Raw genomic sequence first — 19,045 nt, forward strand, 5'->3', positions numbered from 1 at the left:
CCCATGAGACGCTCTTTACGGAGATCACAAATATCCGCATATTGCGGTGATTGGCGTGCTCGTGAATGTCAGGTGTGTCAAGGCATTTCTGGATACTCTCCACGAATCGATCCAATCCGGTGAACCAGTGCACGCATGGAGTGTCAGATGGCTGTATCCAGCACGGCGTACAACGAGAAGCATCTGTTGAGGGAAACCTCAGAACTGCTCGGTGCACCGTGGACCGAGCCGATCCTGACGCGTGAGTTCTGGGAGATGCCCGATGGGTCGAGCATCTCCTCATTGCGCTGGCTGGAGGCAGAGCCAGAGCTCGTGATGCTGCACGGCGGCGGACAGAACGCACACACCTGGGATGCCGTCGGTTTGCTGATGAATCGCCCCTTCGTTGCCGTCGATCTGCCAGGACACGGCCACTCGTCTTGGCGCGAGGACAAGGAGTACTGGCCCTTCACGGGCGCGGAGAGTATCGCCATCGTCCTTGATCGCATGGGCCTGAAAGATGTTGCACTCGTTGGAATGTCGATGGGTGGCTTGACTGCAATCCATCTGGCCGCGATCCGTCCTGAGATGTTTTCGCGTGTGGCGATTGTTGATGTCACACCAAGTCAGATGGAACAGATGAAGAAGATGACTCTTGAAGAGCGTGGGACCACTGCGCTTACTCAAGGCCCTGATCGATATGAGTCATCGCAAGCGATGATTGATGCGACGACAGTCCTGGCACCAAATCGTCCGGCTCTTCTCATCGAGCGGGGGGTCGTGCACAACTCACAGCAATTCGCGGACGGCCAGTGGGGTTGGCGTTATGACTCGATGAAACGTCCCGAAGGCGAAGACCCAAGCGAGTTCCTGAACGACGATTTCTTGGCGCTTTGGGAAGACGTCAACAAGATCGAAGTCCCCATCATGTTGGTGCGCGGTGGCGCTTCGGCGTTTGTCACCGACGAGCATGTTGCTGATTTCAGGAGTCGCGCAAAGGACTTCCGTTTTGAGATCGTCGATGGCGCGGGCCACTCCGTGCAAAGCGATCGACCGGCTGAACTTGCTGCACTCCTGACGGAGTACATCTCCTAGAAGGCAGAGAGTCGTTGGATTGGGCGCTCTTCGCGTGCGAGTGCGCGAATGACATCCGTCAGGCTGTTCCTGCGTGCAGAGATGCAGGCGAGCGTTGCGACCACGGTGTCTGAGGCAGTCATCGGAAATTTGGGGGAGACCTTGCCGATGCTGACGGCGAGGTCATCAGCATGAACGACCATTTCCACCATGCGGGTGATGAGGTATTCGGTCAGCAACATTCGTGCGCCAAGGGCAATCACTTCGTGATCCTCAGCGAGCTCGGGGAGAGTCGTGGACAGTTCGCTCAATGCAGAGTCGTACCTCTTGAGCAGATCCTTAGCGCCAGTGCCTGCTGATTCCACTCCGCGTTTGCGAATGTCGATGGCCACCTGCGAGTTGATTTCCTGAGCACTGGCTGGCATGGCGGAGTAGTACTCCACGGCAGATTTCAGCGGCAGTTCGCTGGGCACTTTGGCGGCGAGGATGGTGGGAATGTTGAGCACCGGACGTGCGAGATGTCCGGCCAAGCCGGCAACGGTCCATTCTTCCAGCTCGCTGGGGTACTCCCAGTACTTGGCAACTTCGCTCGTTGCCAGGAAGGTTCTGATGATGCCGGCCACCTCTAGATACTGGCTGACCACTGACACTGGATCCTCCGCACTCTGGGCTGTGAACATGTGCTCACCTCGATTTACAGGATGTGCAGCATCTCCTGGTAGGTAGGAAGCGGCCACAGATCGTCCGCGACCATGCCTTCAAGGGAGTCCGCGGCGGTGCGCACCGTGGCGATTGCTGGCAGGAGAGTCTCCAGTGCGTATTTCGCCTCGGCCTCGATGTCGTGACCATGGTCGGCATGAAGCACGGCGTTGAGTTCAGCAAGTGCTGAGCGCAGTGCGTTGAGCACCGAGGAGACCGGAACCAGAGTCGAGGTGTCAGTCTCGACCCCAGCGGCCAGAAGTGCGCCGACGTTGAGCGCCAACTCTGTCTGGTACCGCATCGCAGCAGGAAGCACCATCGTGTTGCCCATCTCGAGGGTGAGCTTGGCCTCCACGCTGATGCTCAGGACGTACTGCTCCAGAGCGATCTCGAAGCGGCTGTGCATCTCGCGCTCGTTGAACACCTTGTAGTGCTCGAAGAGCTCGACTGCTGCAGGCGTGATGAGCTCAGGGACGGCGTCAACAGTGGTGCGCAGGTTTGGCAGGCCGCGCTCGGCCGCCTCGATCTGCCAGTCGTCGGCGTAGCCATTGCCGTTGAAGACCACCGATCCGTGCTCGCTCATGATCTTCTGCAGCACACTCTGGATGGCGTCGTTGAACTCCACGCCCGAGGCCAGTGATGCCTCGATGTCCGTTGCGATGAAGTCCAAAGCCTCAGCCAGGATCGCGTTGATGGTCGTCATCGGACCAGCAACTGACTGCAATGAGCCAGGTGCGCGGAACTCGAAGCGGTTGCCGGTGAAGGCAAAAGGGCTGGTGCGGTTGCGGTCACCTGGATCGGTTGGCAGCACCGGCAAGGTGTCAACGCCGATGCGAATCTGGCCCTTGCTCTTGGAGGAGGTTGCGCCGCCTTCAGCGATCTGCTTGTACACATCAGCGAGCTGATCGCCAAGGAAGATCGAGATGATCGCGGGCGGAGCCTCGTTCGCACCAAGACGGTGGTCATTGCTGGCGGATGCCACAGAAGCACGAAGCAAGCCACCGAATTTGTGCACCGCACGAATGACTGCGCCGCAGAACACCAGGAATTGCGCGTTGTCATGCGGGGTGTCGCCTGGCAGCAGCAGGTTGCCCTGGCGGCTGTTGCCCAGGGAGAAGTTGATGTGCTTGCCTGATCCGTTGACGCCCGCGAAGGGCTTCTCGTGGAACAGGCATGCCATGCCGTGCTTCTCGGCGACCGACTTGAAGGTGGTCATCAACTGCTGCTGATGGTCAGCTGCGAGGTTTGAGCGCTCGAACATCGGCGCGATTTCAAACTGTCCGGGGGCAACCTCGTTGTGGCGGGTCTTGGCCGGGATGCCCAGTTTGAACAGTTCACGCTCGGTGTCCATCATGAAGCCGAGCACACGCTCAGGGATGGCACCGAAGTAGTGGTCATCGAACTCCTGACCCTTGGGAGGCTTGCAGCCGAACAGGGTGCGACCTGCATTGAGCAGATCGGGGCGAGCCAGGAAGAAGTGACGATCCACCAGGAAGTACTCCTGCTCGGCGCCGCAATAGGACACCACCCGATCAGGATCCTGGCCAAAGAGCCTCAGCACCCGATCGGCCTGCTCAGACATGGCCTGCTGGGCGCGCAGTAGAGGGGTCTTGTGATCCAGGGCCTCGCCGGTCATCGAGACGAAGACCGTCGGAATGCACAGGGTGTTGCCGTTGGGGTTTTCCAGGATGTAAGCCGGGCTGGTGACGTCCCAGCCGGTGTAGCCGCGAGCCTCGAAGGTGTTGCGCAGGCCGCCGTTGGGAAAGCTGGACGCATCAGGCTCGCCCTGCACCAGGGTCTTGCCAGCAAACTCGGCAAGGGCCGTGCCATCGCCGACAGGCTCGAAGAAGCTGTCGTGCTTCTCAGCTGTGAAGCCGGTGAGGGGGTAGAAGACGTGTGCGTAGTGGGTGGCGCCCTTCTCCAGTGCCCAGTCCTTCATCGCTGAGGCGACCGCGTCAGCGACTGTGGGATCCAAAGGTGCGCTGTTTTCAATGGTGTCCGTGACGGACTTGAACACGATCTTGGGCAGTCGCTTCTGCATGACCGACTTGCTGAAGACGTTCATCCCGAAGATCTCGCCAGGTGCTTCAAGCTCGCTAAAGCTCACTGCAGGAGGCACATAGGCTTCGACGTCCTTGATGGCTTGCAGACGAACGGCATTACCACTCATGAATGTTCCCTTTCAGGCACGGCGCACCGCTGGTAGCGCGGGGCTTGGTTATTAGAGGTCGTGGAACTGGATTGGATGGAGCCTAGGAGATGTAATCGCAGGGTTTGTTACGTGCTGGTGACATTCATGATTCAGCCCGAATGGGCGGACATGAGGCCCTTCCTGTGAGGGACTCACTGGCGTTGCCCCGATGCTGGTTCCGATCGCGGCTCTGGGGCAGGTTCGGTGCCTTCGCGCTCTAGGCGCGGAAATTATGGGAAAGACCGGGCGCTGAGAACACAATCCAAGTACCTTGCTCGCCGATCATCGAATCAATTCATGGAGGCAGCAATGAGCGAGGTACTACTCACCGAGAAGCGTGGCGCGGTGTTCATCATGACGATGAACCGGCCCGAGGCACGCAATGCGCTCAGCCGCGAATTGATGTACGAAATGGCCGAGGCCCTCTACGAATTCGATACCTCGAACGAACTCTCAGTCGCTGTGCTCACTGGAGCTGGTGGCAACTTCTGCTCTGGCATGGATCTTCGCGAATTCGCAGCCGGATCGACCTTCGACAAGGTCAGCGAGCACCCGGGTCTGAACCAGCAGCCCCCTGCCAAGCCGATCATTGCGGCGGTCGAGGGCTATGCCCTGGCCGGCGGATGCGAGCAGGCGCTGTGCACGGACATCATCGTTGCCTCCCGCGAGGCCAAGTTCGGCATTCCCGAGGTCAAGCGAGGCCTGGTCGCAGCTGGCGGCGGCCTCTACCGGCTCCCGCGCGTGATGAGCTACCCCGCAGCTTCGCTGCTCGCGCTCACAGGCGACATCATCGATGCCGAGCAGGCCAATGCCTGGGGCTTGGTGTCGGTGCTCGCCGAGCCGGGCAAGGCACTGGACTCTGCCGTCGAGATCGCCGAGCGGATTGCGCAGAACGGTCCGCTGGCCTTGAAGGCCACCAAGGCAATCTTGGCCAAGGCCGCCAGCTGGACCGACCCGGAGTTCATGGCCTGGCAGCAGACGGTCACCGGCCCGGTCTTTGCATCCAACGATGCCAAGGAGGGCGCAACTGCCTTCGGCGAGAAGCGCGCACCGAAGTGGACCTCCACCTGATCGATCCGATTAGACGAACAATTGGGAACCGGGCTTGAAGCCCGGACCCCAATTGTTTTTCGAGCTACTTAGCTGACGACCACGCGTGCGGCCGCGAGGTTGGGAATGCGACGCGAGGTCGCATTGACGTCTCCTTCACGATGCGATTCGACAAGGGCACTGACGAAGTAGGTGCCTGGCTTGTCGAATGCATGTGAAGTCGACTTCTGCACGGATGCTTGTGAGCCGTCGAGAGTCTCGCGCACCGGAAAAGAACCGCGTCCATCGAAGTCCCATTGTATGCCGATGATCGTTCCGGCATTCGGTGGAGTGTGCACATCAACGGTGCAGTTCACCGCTTCGCCGACGCGCACATTCGTCACCGCTGAGCCATTGACGGTAACTGTCGCGACTGGCTGAATGCCGCCGCGCTCCTCCGCGGTCGCTGGCAGGATGATCGCTCCATCGCGGTATTCGAACGCAGTGTCAGCCGGCTCGATGCCATCTTCAACCCAGTGCTTCAGGTCGACAAGTGATTGCTCGATGATCGGGTGGTAATCGATCAACCAGGTGTTGTTTGCTCGGCCAGGACCGGGAGCAGTCATTGCCGGCGGCACGTGTTCGGCGTTCTCTGACCAGCGCAGTTTGAATTTGGAGTCGGCAATCTCCTTGCCGTACTCCCGCTCAATGTTGGCCTTGAAGCCGATGCCTTGCGGCGGCCAGAGCGATGAGTCGTGTGTGTGGTGCACCCACAGCAGCTTGCCTTCTATTCGGCCGGTGTGCTTGACGCCCATGAATGGCGACATCGTTGGCAGTTCGTACTGGTCGTAGATCGGTCGCCCGTCAACAGTGAGGAACTGGTACTCGGCATCAGTTGGAACATGGTGCCGGTAGTAGTAGCAGTAGGCCAGGAAAGCGCGATTGTCGATGCGGACTCGATCACCTGGCTCGACTCCGCGGAAACGCTTGTTGCTGGCCTCGCCGTCGCTGTCGGCCAGCAACACGTCGCCGGCTCCATTCATCACATACAGCCGACGACCGGCTGCGGCTCCGCTCAGGAGTTCGATGCCAGCACCCATGAGGTAGCCATCTGGGGCCTCATCGAGTTGCAGTGCCATGGGAATGTGCTCCATGTTGTTCATGCTGGCGAACAGTGCAGCCAGTGAGCGAAGTTGAGCCAACTCAGGGATCTGCAAAGTGGGATCCTCGGCGAGTTCCTTCGCGTAGAGCACGCGCTTCACGGTTGTCTCCAGGACAACGAGGTCATCGGCGACCAACTCAGGTCGATCAAAGCCCACATGTCCGGGCTTGGTCCAGAAGTTCTCCCAGTAGGCGGGGTAGTCCTGCTGCAGACGATTGGCCATCGACGCCCAGAGCCAGATCTGTCCCATCGGCTGCAGGATGAAGGACTCATCGCCGCGCGGGAAGCCGATGCGGTAGAGGTTGGCAAGCTCCTCCTTCTCATCCACCGTCAATCCGGCGAAGGGATCACCGCTGCCGCCGGGCCACATGGCATCGATTACGCCCAGCAGCTTGCTGCCCAGCATCCGCTGCACATTGAACATGCAAGAGAAGTTCGGCGTCGCACCCCGCAGCAACTCGTGGTCGCCGTAGTCGCCGTCCTGTGCATCGCCCATGAAGGGCAGTGCGGCGTCCCACACGTCAGGGGCATACGCAAGACACAACGGTGATCTGCGAGCACCACCACTGCCGCCGTAGACATAGGAGTACTTCGGCTCTGATCCGTAGATCTGTGCGGCAACGAACTTTGAGAAGCGTGCGGATTCCGCGGCTGCGCGCCAGCCATACAGCGTGGGGTCAACGCCTGCCTTGGGGTCCATGACATCGCCGATGTGGCCCATATTGGACTCGATGGCGTAGCCGCCAAGCCGAAAGATCATCTGCAGTCCGCCGGTCACCTGGCCTAGCGGACCGGTGTTCACATTCTCGTGACCCGCATTGGCGCCTTCAAGTGGCTGATACAGCCGTCCCTGATAGAGGTCGGCCGGCGGGAAGGCGATCGCAAAGCGGGTGCTGGTGCCCTCGAAGTAGCCGTGCACGAAGCGATGGGGGGTAGGCAGTTCGCGCTCGTCATCGATATCGATGATGGGCGTACCGAAGAACGGATCGGTGACGCGATAGGAATCGACTTCAATTGATGACATGGCTGCACCTTCTGCGGAATTTTCGACGCTCGGCTCTCGGGCTGGCGCTGACCGTAGTGGCGCAGGTCACATCACGCTAGGAGTTTGTCCGAGTTGGCAGTCGGTGACTGCTCTGGTGCTTCCTTCATCGCCCAAGCCTGGGTTGGCATAGCCGCTTGCATGCCGCGCAGCCCAGCCAGCAGCGCTTCCCCCTCTGCCTCTGTCAGGACAGCGAAGGCCTTGTTCACAACGCGATTGGTGAGCTCTTCGGCCTGGATCCGAAGATGTCGATCCGCATCAGTTGGCTCAGGTCCGTCGTCCAATGTCCATCCGTGGAATCTCCAGCTGGCCTCTGGCCCGAGGGCTGCGGAGACTCGTGGCTCGAGTCCTACAGCAATAACTGCCGCGACATGTGCCGAGCCGCGGTGTTCGCGAAGGATCGTCACCAGTTGTGCAGCCCGACCCGGAAGATCGTCAGCCAGCGGTAGCGAGAGTTGGCCGGCAAACAGTGGCAAGCCTGCGGGATCAGCGGATCTGACAATCAGTTCAGCGGCTTCGCAAAACTGCGCGATGCCTTGGACCGATGCAAAGTTCTCGCGACCGAATTGCGCGGTGCATTCGCGGTAAATGGGAGCGGCATCCTTGGCGGAAAGGGTTGTGCGTGCGGAGTTCCAGAACTTGTCGATCAGCTTCGGATTGAAGAATCCGAAGGCACTGACCACCACCGGCCACTCGACATCGCCCAGCGGTGCACCACGGCCCAAGAAGTAGAAGCGCATACCGTCGAGCCCAAGTTCCTTGCCACGGGCCAAGGTGCTTGCGGTGAAGAAGTAGGTGCCACCGAGCTGTCCGATGATGGGGGAGGCGGCATTAACGAGGGCTTCAGTTTGCATCAAATCAGGCTAGTGGGGGATGGGCGTCGGCGCAGCCCGGACGTACGCAGTGCAAGGATAATTTCCTTGCTGCTGACTTCGAGTGCGCCTTGCTCGATCGCCTGTGCACGCAGATCGTGCGGAAGGTCGTAGTGATCGCCCTGGAATCCGCGCTCGGGAATGCCGAGTCTGGCCGCGAATGCGTGCAACTCGTTCAACGAGGTATCGCTGATCAGGTGGCACCACATGCGTTCACGCCAGTGCCAATGCGCCTGATCAACCAAAAGTGCCATAGACCGCAAGGATATTGCCAGCGGGTAGCCGCCGCCTCAACTCGCCGGCACAGCTTCTTCGATTGCCCGCAGGCCTGTGATGAATGCCAGCTGGCCTTCATCGTCGAGCACTGAGAATGGAGTGCTCACGAGCTGGTTGGTGAGTTGATGAGCTTGATACATGAGATCCAGATCCTTCGGCGTCGGCACGGGCAAATCCGCTTGCGCCCAGCCATGAATCTTGTAGTTCTCGGCGCTGTTGATCACATCGGCCACTCGCGGATCAAGGCCAACCGCGACGAGCGCGAGCAAGTGGGCCGAGCCGCGATGTTCGCGCAGGATGGTCAGGTATTGCATTGCGCGCGCAGGCAGATCCTCCGCGAAGGGTTCACAACTCACAGCTGCGTACAGCGGAAGGCTGAATGGATCAATGGCCTTCGTGATCTGTTCAGCCGCTGCGCAGAATGAGTCAAGGCTTTCGATCTGAGTCAGATGCAGCCGTCCGAACTCACGGGAGCATTCAAGGAACGCTCGTCCGCCTTCCCGTGGAGGCAGCACTTCTTGAGCCGAGTTCCAGAATTTGTTGACCATCGTTGGGGAGAAGTAGCCAAAGGCGCTGACGACTACTGGCCATTCGACATCTCCCAGCACACCGCCGCGCCCGATGAAATAGAACTGCAAGCCGTTGAGTCCGAGCTCGCGTCCGCGCCCGAGGGTTTCGGGAGTGAAATAGAAAGCCCCGCCGATGCGATTGATGATCGGCGAGGCTTCCTGAATCAAGGTTTCGGTCAGCATCCAATCAGGCTAGCTGCCTTGCCTTGCTCTTGTTCAGACTTAATCTGCGAGCAGGCGATAGATCTTCTTGCGCGCCTCGACGAGGATTTCTGCCGTTGCAGCGATCTGTGCGGGGTCGTTGAGCTGACTGACTTGCTGCACAGCGCCGCCCAGCTGGCGACCCTCATTCCACAATGCGCTGGCACCGTCGTTATCGGCTTCGGAGGGGTTGGTCCAGGGCTCACCCCAGGATTCGCCTTCTGCCGCAACAAGTGCTCGCCCAGCATCAGTTAGCGTGAATACTCGCTTGCCATCTTGATTTGATGGAGCAACAAGCCCGTCTTGGGCAAGTCGCTTGAGTACCGGGTAGATGGAGCCTGGAGATGGCTGCCACTGTCCGTCGCTGCGGTCAGCGAGCTCGGTGAGAATCTCGTATCCGTGACGGGGCTGCTCGGCCAGCAGGAGCAGGATGGCTGCTCGCACATCGCCGCGCTCGCGACGACGTCCGCGCGAGGGACCCCAAGGTCCGCGGCCACGTGGGTTCCAAGGGTCTTGGCGATCTGATCCACGGCGATGACCGCCGTGACGATGGCCGCGTTGCGGCCCACCCCGATCTTGGGCCGGTTCGGCCGCTGGGGTTTGTGCAGACGAATTGTCGTCAGCTTGCGCGTTCATCAGCGCCCACATGGCGCGAGCCTTACGGCTGTGCTGGCCGGCTCCACGACGGGAGTTCCAAGGGCCAAATTCGAGGGGATAAGCCTCAGTCATAATGTCCAACTTTCTCTCTCGCGACTGTTCGCGATGTAGTAACGATATATCGCGACTACATCGATGTCAACTAACGGGAGGAATTCGTCCAATGTTGGCTTTTCGTGCGAGCGACTGTCCGAAAGAATGAGGGCACCCAACTCGCTGGAGGCACCATGGCCGTCACCCTGAATCCATATTTGAACTGGCGAGGAAATGCTCGTGCGGCGATGGAGTTCTATCACTCAATCTTCGGCGGAGAGTTGACGATGAGCACTTACAGCGAGGCTGGCATGGAGGTCGACCCTTCAGAGGTCAATCAGCTCATGCACTCCCAACTCATCAGCGACAGCGGACTGGTGCTCATGGGTTCCGATGCGCCAATGCACATCGAGGGGACCCATGGCAGTGCATTTTCGGTTTCCTTGAGTGGGCCGGACGAAGATATTCTGCGCACCTACTGGGATGGGCTCGCAGTGGGGGCAAGCATTGAGCAGCCGTTGACCACTGCTCCATGGGGTGACACCTTTGGGATGCTCGTCGACCAGTTCGGCATCAACTGGATGGTCAACATCCTCGCCGAGCACGGCTGATCTTCAAGTCCGGTCGATGCCTATATACCTGCTATCCGTCTGCTATCCCGCTGTAGCGCAAAGCTGATTCGACGAAGGCCCTGATCAAGGGCGCGTCCACGAGACGGCGCTCAGGGTGCTCGGGGTGCCACTGCACACCGATGCAGAATTCGGCTGAGGTGTCTTCGCACACCTCGACTGTGCCGTCCTGCGACCATCCGGTGATGGTCAGATCGCCGGGGGAATCCACGGCTTGATGATTCGATGAGTTCACGATCAGTGGACCTACACCCAAGAGTCGAGCAGTGTGAGAGCCCTCGGCGAAACTGGCCTGATGATCAACGAAATGCTCAGTTCCCTCGCGGTGTTTCACATCCGTGAGCGCAGGGAGGTGCTGAATCAGCGATCCGCCGTGCGCGACTGCCATCAACTGCACCCCGCGGCAGATGCCTAGCACTGGCATCCCGAGTTCGCGAGCCCGCCGATAGAGCGAGAGTTCACTCTCGTCCCTTGAGATGCGAGGAACGTCGGTCGTCGGATCAACTTCAGCTCCGTAGAGGAGCGGACTGACATCAGCCCCACCAGCTAGCGCCAGGCCATCGCAGCGATCGACAACGGTCGGAGAATTTTCAGGAGGAAGAATCACCACTTCAGCCCCTGCTTCGTGCAGGACATCCACGTACCAGTCGTGGATGAGTACCGCCTTGGATTCCCAATCACCCCAAATAGCGGGTTCGAGATAGCTCGTCAGCCCAATTACAGGTCGCACCATTGGGCGAGTCTGCCATTGGATGTCTCTGCCCTTGACCCCTTGATGCGGGTGAGCTAGGCCTCCGGCGAAAATACCAATTCGCTGATGGATGGGTCGCTGTACGCCTGCCAATACAGAGGCGTGATTGCAGAGATCTCAGCACCAGGCTGATTGCCGATCCAGGCGTTGATTGCAATATGCACAACGTGCACTCCCTTGTCCTTGCCCGCGGCATTCAAACTGAGCGCCCAATTGCGAAGCGAGGCTGCCGCGAGCGCGATATTTCCGAAGACCGCATTCGGGAACACTGACGAACCTCCGGTCGTCATGATGATGGTGCCGCTGCCACGTTCGAGCATCTGCGGCAGTACTGCTTGCACTGCTGCAATCGCACCGTGCACATAGAATTCGAGTTGGGCTTGTGCGCCCTCGACCGTCACCTCGGTGGGAGATTGCCGTGGAAGAGTCGGGTCGGCGGGCGAGAACTCAAGGACATCGATGGCGCCCATTGACGATTCCACGGCGTTTAGAGCCGCAGTGATCGATGCTCGATCGAGTACATCAGCTGCGAATCCACGCGCCAGGATGCCTTCTGCCTGGAGTTCTGCAGTCAAGGTGTCGAGCTTGCCTTGGGTTCGGGCCAGGAGCGCGACCTGGAAGCCCTCTTGGCCGAATCGGCGCGCAATGGCGGCGCCCATCCCTGGTCCGGCTCCGACAATGGCGATCACGGGCATGATTTCCTCCTGGTTTGGCAGACGGATTTCAGATGAAGATAGCGGCTAGGAATCAATGCGGACGGCTATTCGTTCATGCGCGAAGATGGTCGAGCAGTCTGCGATTGTGCAACTTCATGGGAAGGCTTGGATGATGGCAAAGAAGAAGTGGGCTGACTTCACGCGCACTCAGCAGCGTGTGATCCTGGCAGCCTCAGCAGTAGAACTCGTACTGACATCGATTGCTCTTGTCGATCTTGCGTCGAGAAGATCGTCTGAAGTGCGCGGATCAAAAGCACTGTGGTTGTTGGGCGTTTTCGTCCAACCTGTTGGGCCAATTGCATACCTCAGCCTTGGGCGACTCGCGAAAGACGAACGCTGACCGTTGAGTTTGCCTGTGATGCACGACACCTCGTACGACGAGTCAGTGCGGCGAGCCAATTGGACTCTGGGCAAGGCGCGTGTCACCATGGACGCGCAACAGACAGATGGGTGCACTTCGGCAACAGGCCGAAACAGACACATCGAGATTCCTTGAATTTCGCGGCAGCCCATGATCTGCATGCTTGATCCAGCGGCGCGTATGCCCGCTAGAGGAGTTTCAACGATGTCCCGCCCCACCCAAGCTTCACGTCCCACGTCCCAGCGACCATCAAACAGTCGCCCTAACCCCCGTCGTCGCCCAGCAACGCGCCCAAATGGTGCATCAAGTAGCGGCAACAACCCCGGCAAGCCAATCGTCATCACCAAGCCCTTGCTGGTCGAGATCGCGGCCGACAATCCATTCGTTGCACTTGGCGTTCCGGAAATCCTGGCGCAGGTACTCGCCGGCCAGGGGATCTTTGAGCCCTTCCCAATTCAGCAGGCAACGATGGTCGATGCGCTCGCCAGCCGCGATGTGCTTGGTCAGGGTCGCACTGGTTCAGGCAAGACTCTTGCCTTTGCCCTGCCACTCGTTGCAACTCTGGCTGCCAACCCGAAGCCACGTGCAGCTGGTCGTCCGCGTGCCCTCGTGCTCGTGCCCACTCGGGAACTGGCAACTCAGGTCGCCGCAGTTATTGAGCCGCTCGCAGCAGCCGTTGATCTGCGCGTCACCACTGTGTTCGGTGGAGTCAGCCACGGACCCCAGCGCTCAGCGTTTTCGCAGGGTGTTGAAATTGTCGTCGCTTGCCCAGGCCGATTGCTCGATCACATGCAGGCCAAGGATGTGACTTTGGATCGTGTTGAGATCACCGTGCTCGACGAGGCCGATCACATGGCCGATCAGGGCTTCCTGCCGATCGTCCGCAAGATTCTTGACGCCACTGATGGCAATGGTCAGCGTCTGCTATTCAGCGCGACTCTTGCAGGTGGAGTCGACAGCCTGGTGAAGCGCTATCTCGACAATCCGGTGTCACATGCCGCAGAGGTTGAAGCCCCGGTTCTGCTGGATCACCACGTGGTCGTCGTCTCTGAAGCCGACCGTCCCGGAACGATTCATGAGCTCGCTCAGCGTGGCCGTGTCGTGATGTTCACTCGCACGAAGAGCCGCGCAAAGCAACTCACGCGAAAGTTGGAGACGGGCGGCATCAACGCTGTCGAGATGCACGGCAATCTCTCGCAGAATGCCCGGGAGCGAAATCTGCTGGCATTCAGTTCTGGCACGGCGAAGGTGCTTGTCGCAACTGACATTGCTGCTCGGGGCATTCACGTTGATGACGTGCCCTTGGTCGTGCACGCAGATCCGCCAATTGAACACAAGGCGTACACCCACCGCTCTGGTCGTACCGCTCGCGCTGGTGCTGCCGGTGAAGTCATCACGGTGGCCACACCGGATCAAGTTGCTGAAGTGCGAATGCTGCTGAAGAAGGCAGGCGTCACTGCAAGCTGGACCGGAATCAAGGTTCCGGCGAACTCCTCGCAGCCCCGACCAGTATCTTCAAATCGAGGTGGCAGCAACAACTACGGAAATCGTCGCCCGCAGGGATCTCGCAGCCGCTAATAGCACCTGAAGAACTACCAAAGTCCCCATCGAAGCAATTCGGTGGGGACTTTGGCTTAGCCCATGTATCGAGTGGTGCTTTCGAGATCCATCTCTCGCAGGAGCAGGTAGTCGGGGCCCTTGAGTGCGGTGCGCTCATGGGGGCCAAAGCCCATCACCGTTCCCTTGGCGCCGAGCACTGAAGGAATGTGGTGAATCTTTTCGAGCCCCTCCTTGAAACCTTCGGCTGTGTAGACCGGGGCGTAGTGCAATCCGAGAACGGCGAGTGTTGCCATGTCGTAGCCGACGCCGAAGATCGGATTGAAGCCGTCCATGTCCCAACGCGATTTGAACTCGCGCATCATGTGCTGCATCACTGGGTTCTCCTCGTCGACCATGTCGACGTAGGTCCATCCCTTGAGCACAACGCGTTCTTCGGGCGTCTTGCTGTACCAATGCAATCCTGCAGTGCAGGTGAAGCGCGGCACCGTGAAGTTTGCGTCAGCGATTGCCTGAGAGAGCTCGCTGAGGATTCCGCCAAAGCCGAGATAGACCAAGGCTTGCGGGTTTGAAGCCTTCGCCTTGGCCACCTGGGATGTCAGATCAGTGGCGATTGGCGAGACGACCTGATCGCTGATCACGGAGATTCCGCTCATCTCGCACTGATCGACAAAGTATTCGAAGAATTCAAGGCCGATGGGACCGCGATCCCTGATGACGGCAACTTCAGTTAGCCCCTTGCGAGCGATCGCCCGGGCGCAGATTGGCCCGTCTTCATATAGCGCGCCCAACTGGTAGTGGAATCCATACTCACCCCTCGACAAAACGGTGCCTGGGAAGTTGATTGTGGCAACTTTGTATTCTTCGAAAAGTGGCTTTACTGCAATGCAGTTATCTGTGATGCCCGGTCCCATGATCCCGAGGACTCCAGCATTCTTGAGTTCCATCCAAGCATCTTCGACAGCCTTCGCCGTGCCCGACGGAAGCCCATAGCCGTTGGCGACAACCAACTCGACCGGCCGATCAATCAATCCACTCTCGTAGGCCTCTTCAAAGCGAAGTCGGATCGCTCTACCAAGACTGAGGTCAAATGCATCGCCCTCCATCAGTCCTTCGTTCAAGAAGCCGATCTTGAAGGGTTCAATGGGTCCGTGTGCCATGGAATGCCTCTCGTGAAGGGTCAAGGAAAGCTGACCCGCTAGGGCCGCTGGCCAGTATGGTCACAGCTATGCCAAGGGTTCAAGGACTTATCGCAATAGTTACCGGTGGAGCGATGGGAATTGGCGAGGCTCATTGCCGCTTGCTGACCGATGAGGGCGCAAAGGTGGTGATTTGTGATGTCTCCGATGACATTGGCAATGCCCTCGCAGATGAGATAGGCGCGACCTACCTTCATCTTGATGTCTCTGACGAGGACAACTGGACAGCCGTCGTCGACGAAGTGATGAGCACCTTGGGCAACATCGACATCCTCGTCAACAATGCTGGCATCGCCGCGTCCACTCCGATCGCGACGGCGGCAACTGCCGACTGGGATCGCGTGATCGCGGTCAATCTCACTGGGACCTTCTTTGGCATGCGCGCTGTGGCCGCGTCGATGAAAGCAGCGGGTGGGGGAGTCATCGTGAACACCTCATCGGTTGCTGGACTTGTGGGAACTGCGGGCATCAGCGCCTATGTTGCAAGCAAGTGGGGGGTTCGTGGACTCACCAAATCAGCAGCTTTGGATTTGGGGCCCGACAACATCCGAGTGTTCTCCATCCATCCTGGTGCCATCGATACTCCGATGAATACGGCCGGTGACAGGCCAGTGCACGCCCAGATCATTAATCGATGGGGGCAGCCTGAAGAGATGGCCAAGGGGATGCTGTACCTCGTTGCAGATGCAACGTACTCAACTGGAACTGAATTGGTCATGGATGGCGGCTTCACTGTCCGCTGATCAGGCATCGCGCGTGGACAACTGAATGCGAAAGTGATGGGCTTGGCCTATGACTGATGAAGCGATGATGTCCACAACATTCGAGATTCCCGGGTATCAGGTTGATGAGCACTTAGGTATGTGCTGGGGCGTGCTGGTGCGAAGCGTTGGCTTTGCGAAAGGATTCGCTGGTGCTTTCCGTTCCCTGGCTGCTGGCGAGGTGCCGCAATACACACAGGTGGTGAACGCTGCACGGGAGCAGGCAGTCGAAAGACTGATGGCCCACGCAAAAGAACTTGGTGCAAATGCAGTGCTGGGTGTTCGCTTCGACTCCTCGGATGTCGGAAACGGACTCAGCGAGATCCTCGCCTACGGAACCGGCGTGAAGGTTTCCAAGCGCAACTAGACTTTCGGACCATGTCATCCAGTGATCGCCGCTCGCGAAGTCGACGTTCAGTTCTTGCAGTTCCAGGCTCGAGCACCAAGATGTTGGAAAAGGCCAAGGGGCTTTCCGTTGACGCGCTTTTCATGGATCTTGAGGATGCAGTCGCGCCGCTAGCCAAGCAGGATGCTCGCGAGAACATCGTTGCTGCCCTCAATGGCGGCGGTTATGGCGACAAGATCCTGAGTGTTCGCGTCAACGACTGGACAAGTCAGTGGACCTACGCCGATGTCATTGCCGTCATCGACGGCGCAGGCGCTCACATTGATTGCATCATGCTGCCCAAGGCGCAGACTCCAGAGCAGGTCATTGCCCTTGATCTGCTCATTACCCAGCTTGAAAAGGCAAATGAGCTCCAGCCCGGCGCAATCGGCATTGAGGTGCAGATCGAGAATGCGCTCGGGCTGGTGAACGTCAATGCCATCGCTGCTTCCAGTCCGCGGCTTGAGACGATCATCTTTGGGCCTGCCGATTTCATGGCCAGTATCAACATGAAATCACTCGTGGTGGGGGAGCAGCCGCCGGGCTACGACGTCGGTGATGCCTATCACCACATCCTGATGAGCATCCTGATGGCCGCGCGCGCGAACGACAAACTCGCTATCGATGGTCCGTATCTCGCCATCAGGGATCCCGAAGGCTTGCGTCGGGTCGCTTCGCGTTCGGCGGCTCTCGGGCTCGATGGCAAGTGGGTACTGCATCCGGATCAAGTCGATGTCGTCAACGAGCTGTTCTCGCCCCTGCAAAGTGATTATGACCATGCGGAACTGATCCTGGATGCCTACGACTATTACACGTCGGCTGCAGGTGGTTCACGAGGTGCCGTGATGCTCGGCAACGAGATGATCGACGAGGCTTCGCGGAAGATGGCATTGGTCATCTCGGCCAAGGGCCGGGCGGCTGGTCTGGTTCGCAGCACAGCCTTTGAAGTGCCGCTTTAGCCACGGTAGTCGAAGTGCTGATAGTCCTTGAACCGCGCGCCCCACTTCCAATGGTTGGCTCGCAGGATCTTGGTGATGGGAGATCCGCCTCGAATGACCAGGGGTGAACTCGCTCGAGTGTCAAACCACCAGCGATTCGGCAGCACACCACCCCGGGCCAGATAGGGGTTCTCCCATGGATTGATGTCCAAGGCCCGGCCAGTGGCATGCGGACTCCATAGGTGGCTGCGTTCCTTGCCCACTTGATACCGGCAATTGAACATGGAGGTATTGCCAGCAGCCATCGATCCGTAATCACTTGCCCCGATGCCCTTCGGGTTCTTGCCATATACATCCACCGGATGCATAGAGCGAAAGCGGTAGCCGATGTTGTACATGGTGGTGAATGCCTTACGGATAGACGAGACGACTGCTTCATTGGCGATGAGGATTCCTCGATGCCGGTACCCATCTACTCCCCAGTAATTTACTTGGATCTCGCGCAGGGAGGAAAGCGCTATGCAACCGCGATGCCACGACTTGCCCGTCATTGACGCTCGGCGCTCTTGGCTCAGCATTGCAACGCTCGAGTTTGCACCTTCGCCAACGGCCGCTGGGTCCAAATTGATGCGGTACGCCAGTAGTTGCAATGGAGCATTGGCCGGAGCTTTGATTGGAGCGCGTGCCGGAGCAACCGCAACCTCAACCTGCGTGGTGGAAGTGCCATAGGCAACCGTGATGGCCACGCTTTGCCAAGCCAGAATCTGGAAACGCGCGATGTTGTCTGCCCCAACCACTGCATCAACTGTTGACACGACTCCGGTGCTCGCATTTGTCCATGAGGCTGAGGACGGGTCGCCAGCACCCATGGGCAGGCTTGGATCGGCAAAAGCCTCCAACTCAAATGGTCGTTCGGAAGTAGCGGTACCCACCATGCGCGCTGTGAGCGAGTGCGCCGTTGCCGAAACTAGGTTGTCGGCGCTGGCTGCTTGAAGTGGGGAAAGTGCGCAGGCGAGGGCAACGGTGGAGATGGTCAAAGCAATGCATGCCTGCCTCAACGTAGTGTCGCCCCCAATGCCTCCTGATCGCCGAAACCTGTGATCGAGAAGAAATCGAACTTGGTGAACCACACGCGCGAGGGCTAGGCGCCTAAATGCATCATCGCTCGATCTGTTCGCTGGTTCCTAACAATGTGAATCATGTTGCTGCCCTTGAGCATACGCGCATTGCAGATGGTCAGTACGCGACAGTGAACCTCGTGCGGTGGTGGACGGGCTTCTCGATCTCATCTACGAATGCAATGGCGTAGTCGTCACCGCTAATTGCCGATTGGCCATCGACATCGGTAAGGAGGACATCGCCGCCGAGACGGTAATTGCCGGTGCGCACACCGGGAACGTGAGAGCCAAAGGAGAGTGCTGGACTCACGAAGAACCAATCAACATCGGCTGGTGTTGTACGCAAGGCCTCGAGGAAGGCTGCATGAGTATTGATCTCCGGCATCGCCTCAGCTGGAAGCGCTGATGCGTAGGCAATGCGAACCTGCTCGCCACCCGCAGAGACATACAAGCTGCCCGCCCCTGCAACGATGCCAATGCGTACGCCATTGGTCTGTGCAACTTCCACCAGTGTGGGGAGGGCATCAATGATCGAATCGCCGTCTGCAGACATTGCATGAATCGCGCTCACAAGCACATCAGCATCCTTGGTGAGTTCGTGCAGCAGGGCAGCGTCGTAGAACGAGCCGGCAACATACGCGACGCCCTCGATCGCCGGCGCATCTGCAATATTTCGCGCAACAGCAGTCACTTCATGCCCGCGACTTGCTGCCTCGGCCACAATGCGGCTGCCGGCATACCCTGTCGCGCCATAGACCACGAGCTTGCTCATGCATTACTCCTTGTCGCCGAACGATGTTCACTGTGACAACCTCGCGCGGCCACCTGGATATTCCCCAAACAGTT

20 protein-coding genes are annotated in these 19,045 nt (G+C 58.9%); 8 read left to right on the forward strand and 12 right to left on the reverse strand.

The features are described from left to right. Window positions 1–147: 147 nt before the first annotated feature. Window positions 148–1,074 (forward strand): alpha/beta hydrolase, encoded by a 927-nt coding sequence (locus Q7L55_00365; GenBank protein MDO8731022.1) that lies wholly within the window; start codon window positions 148–150, stop codon window positions 1,072–1,074. Here the strand turns inward: Q7L55_00365 and Q7L55_00370 are convergent. Together Q7L55_00370 and Q7L55_00375 are read right to left on the reverse strand one after the other, a co-directional pair. Next, a complete protein-coding gene (locus tag Q7L55_00370) occupies window positions 1,071–1,733 on the reverse strand; it encodes a maleylpyruvate isomerase N-terminal domain-containing protein (protein ID MDO8731023.1) in 663 nt (220 codons plus the stop codon). The two genes, Q7L55_00365 and Q7L55_00370, sit on opposite strands and share 4 nt — an antisense overlap. Before the next feature lie 14 nt (window positions 1,734–1,747). Then, entirely contained in the window at window positions 1,748–3,922 is a 2,175-nt protein-coding gene (locus Q7L55_00375) for a glutamine synthetase III (GenBank protein MDO8731024.1), read from the reverse strand. A gap of 330 nt (window positions 3,923–4,252) precedes the next feature. On the opposite strand from Q7L55_00375, the gene Q7L55_00380 reads away from it, so the two are divergent. Next, on the forward strand, window positions 4,253–5,014 hold the full coding sequence (locus tag Q7L55_00380) for a crotonase/enoyl-CoA hydratase family protein (GenBank protein MDO8731025.1): 762 nt from the start codon (window positions 4,253–4,255) through the stop codon (window positions 5,012–5,014). Window positions 5,015–5,082: 68 nt separating this feature from the next. Here Q7L55_00380 and Q7L55_00385 read toward each other — a convergent pair whose 3' ends face one another. The 5 genes from Q7L55_00385 to Q7L55_00405 form a co-directional block, all read right to left on the reverse strand. Further along, a complete protein-coding gene (locus Q7L55_00385; protein ID MDO8731026.1) occupies window positions 5,083–7,158 on the reverse strand; it encodes a hypothetical protein in 2,076 nt (691 codons plus the stop codon). 71 nt (window positions 7,159–7,229) lie between these two features. Then, window positions 7,230–8,030, reverse strand: a complete 801-nt coding sequence (locus Q7L55_00390; protein ID MDO8731027.1) for a hypothetical protein — start codon at window positions 8,028–8,030, stop codon at window positions 7,230–7,232. Further along, on the reverse strand, window positions 8,030–8,302 hold the full coding sequence (locus Q7L55_00395; protein ID MDO8731028.1) for a DUF4031 domain-containing protein: 273 nt from the start codon (window positions 8,300–8,302) through the stop codon (window positions 8,030–8,032). The genes Q7L55_00390 and Q7L55_00395 overlap by 1 nt, the downstream gene beginning before the upstream one ends. A 36-nt stretch (window positions 8,303–8,338) precedes the next feature. After that, window positions 8,339–9,076, reverse strand: a complete 738-nt coding sequence (locus Q7L55_00400) for a hypothetical protein (protein MDO8731029.1) — start codon at window positions 9,074–9,076, stop codon at window positions 8,339–8,341. Window positions 9,077–9,115: 39 nt separating this feature from the next. Beyond that, window positions 9,116–9,823, reverse strand: coding sequence for a PadR family transcriptional regulator (locus tag Q7L55_00405; GenBank protein ID MDO8731030.1), 708 nt, complete (start codon window positions 9,821–9,823; stop codon window positions 9,116–9,118). Window positions 9,824–9,978: 155 nt separating this feature from the next. On the opposite strand from Q7L55_00405, the gene Q7L55_00410 reads away from it, so the two are divergent. Beyond that, window positions 9,979–10,395, forward strand: coding sequence for a VOC family protein (locus Q7L55_00410; protein MDO8731031.1), 417 nt, complete (start codon window positions 9,979–9,981; stop codon window positions 10,393–10,395). 31 nt (window positions 10,396–10,426) lie between these two features. Here the strand turns inward: Q7L55_00410 and Q7L55_00415 are convergent, their stop codons facing one another. Further along, entirely contained in the window at window positions 10,427–11,146 is a 720-nt protein-coding gene (locus Q7L55_00415) for a gamma-glutamyl-gamma-aminobutyrate hydrolase family protein (GenBank protein ID MDO8731032.1), read from the reverse strand. Between the two features lie 53 nt (window positions 11,147–11,199). Then, window positions 11,200–11,859: an SDR family NAD(P)-dependent oxidoreductase gene (locus tag Q7L55_00420; GenBank protein ID MDO8731033.1), complete on the reverse strand. Its 660-nt coding sequence runs from the start codon at window positions 11,857–11,859 to the stop codon at window positions 11,200–11,202. A gap of 133 nt (window positions 11,860–11,992) precedes the next feature. Here Q7L55_00420 and Q7L55_00425 point away from each other — a divergent pair, with 133 nt between their 5' ends. Together Q7L55_00425 and Q7L55_00430 are read left to right on the forward strand one after the other, a co-directional pair. Next, the gene (locus Q7L55_00425) at window positions 11,993–12,220 is read left to right on the forward strand and encodes a PLD nuclease N-terminal domain-containing protein (protein ID MDO8731034.1); all 228 of its coding nucleotides are present in this window, start codon (window positions 11,993–11,995) and stop codon (window positions 12,218–12,220) included. Window positions 12,221–12,445: 225 nt separating this feature from the next. Further along, window positions 12,446–13,819 (forward strand): DEAD/DEAH box helicase, encoded by a 1,374-nt coding sequence (locus tag Q7L55_00430; protein MDO8731035.1) that lies wholly within the window; start codon window positions 12,446–12,448, stop codon window positions 13,817–13,819. A gap of 56 nt (window positions 13,820–13,875) precedes the next feature. Here the strand turns inward: Q7L55_00430 and Q7L55_00435 are convergent, their stop codons facing one another. After that, a complete protein-coding gene (locus Q7L55_00435) occupies window positions 13,876–14,958 on the reverse strand; it encodes an ABC transporter substrate-binding protein (protein MDO8731036.1) in 1,083 nt (360 codons plus the stop codon). Between the two features lie 68 nt (window positions 14,959–15,026). On the opposite strand from Q7L55_00435, the gene Q7L55_00440 reads away from it, so the two are divergent. From Q7L55_00440 to Q7L55_00450, 3 genes are read left to right on the forward strand one after another with little or no spacing between them, the layout of a single operon-like run. Continuing rightward, window positions 15,027–15,740 (forward strand): SDR family oxidoreductase, encoded by a 714-nt coding sequence (locus Q7L55_00440; protein MDO8731037.1) that lies wholly within the window; start codon window positions 15,027–15,029, stop codon window positions 15,738–15,740. A 49-nt stretch (window positions 15,741–15,789) separates the two neighbouring features. Further along, window positions 15,790–16,125 (forward strand): heavy metal-binding domain-containing protein, encoded by a 336-nt coding sequence (locus Q7L55_00445; protein ID MDO8731038.1) that lies wholly within the window; start codon window positions 15,790–15,792, stop codon window positions 16,123–16,125. A gap of 11 nt (window positions 16,126–16,136) precedes the next feature. Continuing rightward, complete coding sequence (locus tag Q7L55_00450; protein MDO8731039.1) at window positions 16,137–17,102, forward strand: CoA ester lyase; 966 nt, start codon at window positions 16,137–16,139, stop codon at window positions 17,100–17,102. Here the strand turns inward: Q7L55_00450 and Q7L55_00455 are convergent. Together Q7L55_00455 and Q7L55_00460 are read right to left on the reverse strand one after the other, a co-directional pair. Then, window positions 17,099–18,118 (reverse strand): M15 family metallopeptidase, encoded by a 1,020-nt coding sequence (locus Q7L55_00455; protein MDO8731040.1) that lies wholly within the window; start codon window positions 18,116–18,118, stop codon window positions 17,099–17,101. The two genes, Q7L55_00450 and Q7L55_00455, sit on opposite strands and share 4 nt — an antisense overlap. A 199-nt stretch (window positions 18,119–18,317) precedes the next feature. Further along, the gene (locus Q7L55_00460; GenBank protein MDO8731041.1) at window positions 18,318–18,971 is read right to left on the reverse strand and encodes an NAD(P)H-binding protein; all 654 of its coding nucleotides are present in this window, start codon (window positions 18,969–18,971) and stop codon (window positions 18,318–18,320) included. Window positions 18,972–19,045: the final 74 nt, after the last annotated feature.

Source organism: Actinomycetota bacterium (assembly GCA_030650795.1).
In the GTDB taxonomy this organism is placed as follows: domain Bacteria; phylum Actinomycetota; class Actinomycetes; order S36-B12; family S36-B12; genus UBA11398.

What these genes read in the sequence shown, in the direction of transcription:
- Q7L55_00365 (MDO8731022.1), top strand. Translation starts at nt 148, where the DNA reads ATGGCTGTATCCAGCACGGCGTACAACGAGAAGCATCTGTTGAGGGAA.
- Q7L55_00370 (MDO8731023.1), bottom strand. Translation starts at nt 1,733, where the DNA reads ATGTTCACAGCCCAGAGTGCGGAGGATCCAGTGTCAGTGGTCAGCCAG.
- Q7L55_00375 (MDO8731024.1), bottom strand. Translation starts at nt 3,922, where the DNA reads ATGAGTGGTAATGCCGTTCGTCTGCAAGCCATCAAGGACGTCGAAGCC.
- Q7L55_00380 (MDO8731025.1), top strand. Translation starts at nt 4,253, where the DNA reads ATGAGCGAGGTACTACTCACCGAGAAGCGTGGCGCGGTGTTCATCATG.
- Q7L55_00385 (MDO8731026.1), bottom strand. Translation starts at nt 7,158, where the DNA reads ATGTCATCAATTGAAGTCGATTCCTATCGCGTCACCGATCCGTTCTTC.
- Q7L55_00390 (MDO8731027.1), bottom strand. Translation starts at nt 8,030, where the DNA reads ATGCAAACTGAAGCCCTCGTTAATGCCGCCTCCCCCATCATCGGACAG.
- Q7L55_00395 (MDO8731028.1), bottom strand. Translation starts at nt 8,302, where the DNA reads ATGGCACTTTTGGTTGATCAGGCGCATTGGCACTGGCGTGAACGCATG.
- Q7L55_00400 (MDO8731029.1), bottom strand. Translation starts at nt 9,076, where the DNA reads ATGCTGACCGAAACCTTGATTCAGGAAGCCTCGCCGATCATCAATCGC.
- Q7L55_00405 (MDO8731030.1), bottom strand. Translation starts at nt 9,823, where the DNA reads ATGACTGAGGCTTATCCCCTCGAATTTGGCCCTTGGAACTCCCGTCGT.
- Q7L55_00410 (MDO8731031.1), top strand. Translation starts at nt 9,979, where the DNA reads ATGGCCGTCACCCTGAATCCATATTTGAACTGGCGAGGAAATGCTCGT.
- Q7L55_00415 (MDO8731032.1), bottom strand. Translation starts at nt 11,146, where the DNA reads ATGGTGCGACCTGTAATTGGGCTGACGAGCTATCTCGAACCCGCTATT.
- Q7L55_00420 (MDO8731033.1), bottom strand. Translation starts at nt 11,859, where the DNA reads ATGCCCGTGATCGCCATTGTCGGAGCCGGACCAGGGATGGGCGCCGCC.
- Q7L55_00425 (MDO8731034.1), top strand. Translation starts at nt 11,993, where the DNA reads ATGGCAAAGAAGAAGTGGGCTGACTTCACGCGCACTCAGCAGCGTGTG.
- Q7L55_00430 (MDO8731035.1), top strand. Translation starts at nt 12,446, where the DNA reads ATGTCCCGCCCCACCCAAGCTTCACGTCCCACGTCCCAGCGACCATCA.
- Q7L55_00435 (MDO8731036.1), bottom strand. Translation starts at nt 14,958, where the DNA reads ATGGCACACGGACCCATTGAACCCTTCAAGATCGGCTTCTTGAACGAA.
- Q7L55_00440 (MDO8731037.1), top strand. Translation starts at nt 15,027, where the DNA reads ATGCCAAGGGTTCAAGGACTTATCGCAATAGTTACCGGTGGAGCGATG.
- Q7L55_00445 (MDO8731038.1), top strand. Translation starts at nt 15,790, where the DNA reads ATGACTGATGAAGCGATGATGTCCACAACATTCGAGATTCCCGGGTAT.
- Q7L55_00450 (MDO8731039.1), top strand. Translation starts at nt 16,137, where the DNA reads ATGTCATCCAGTGATCGCCGCTCGCGAAGTCGACGTTCAGTTCTTGCA.
- Q7L55_00460 (MDO8731041.1), bottom strand. Translation starts at nt 18,971, where the DNA reads ATGAGCAAGCTCGTGGTCTATGGCGCGACAGGGTATGCCGGCAGCCGC.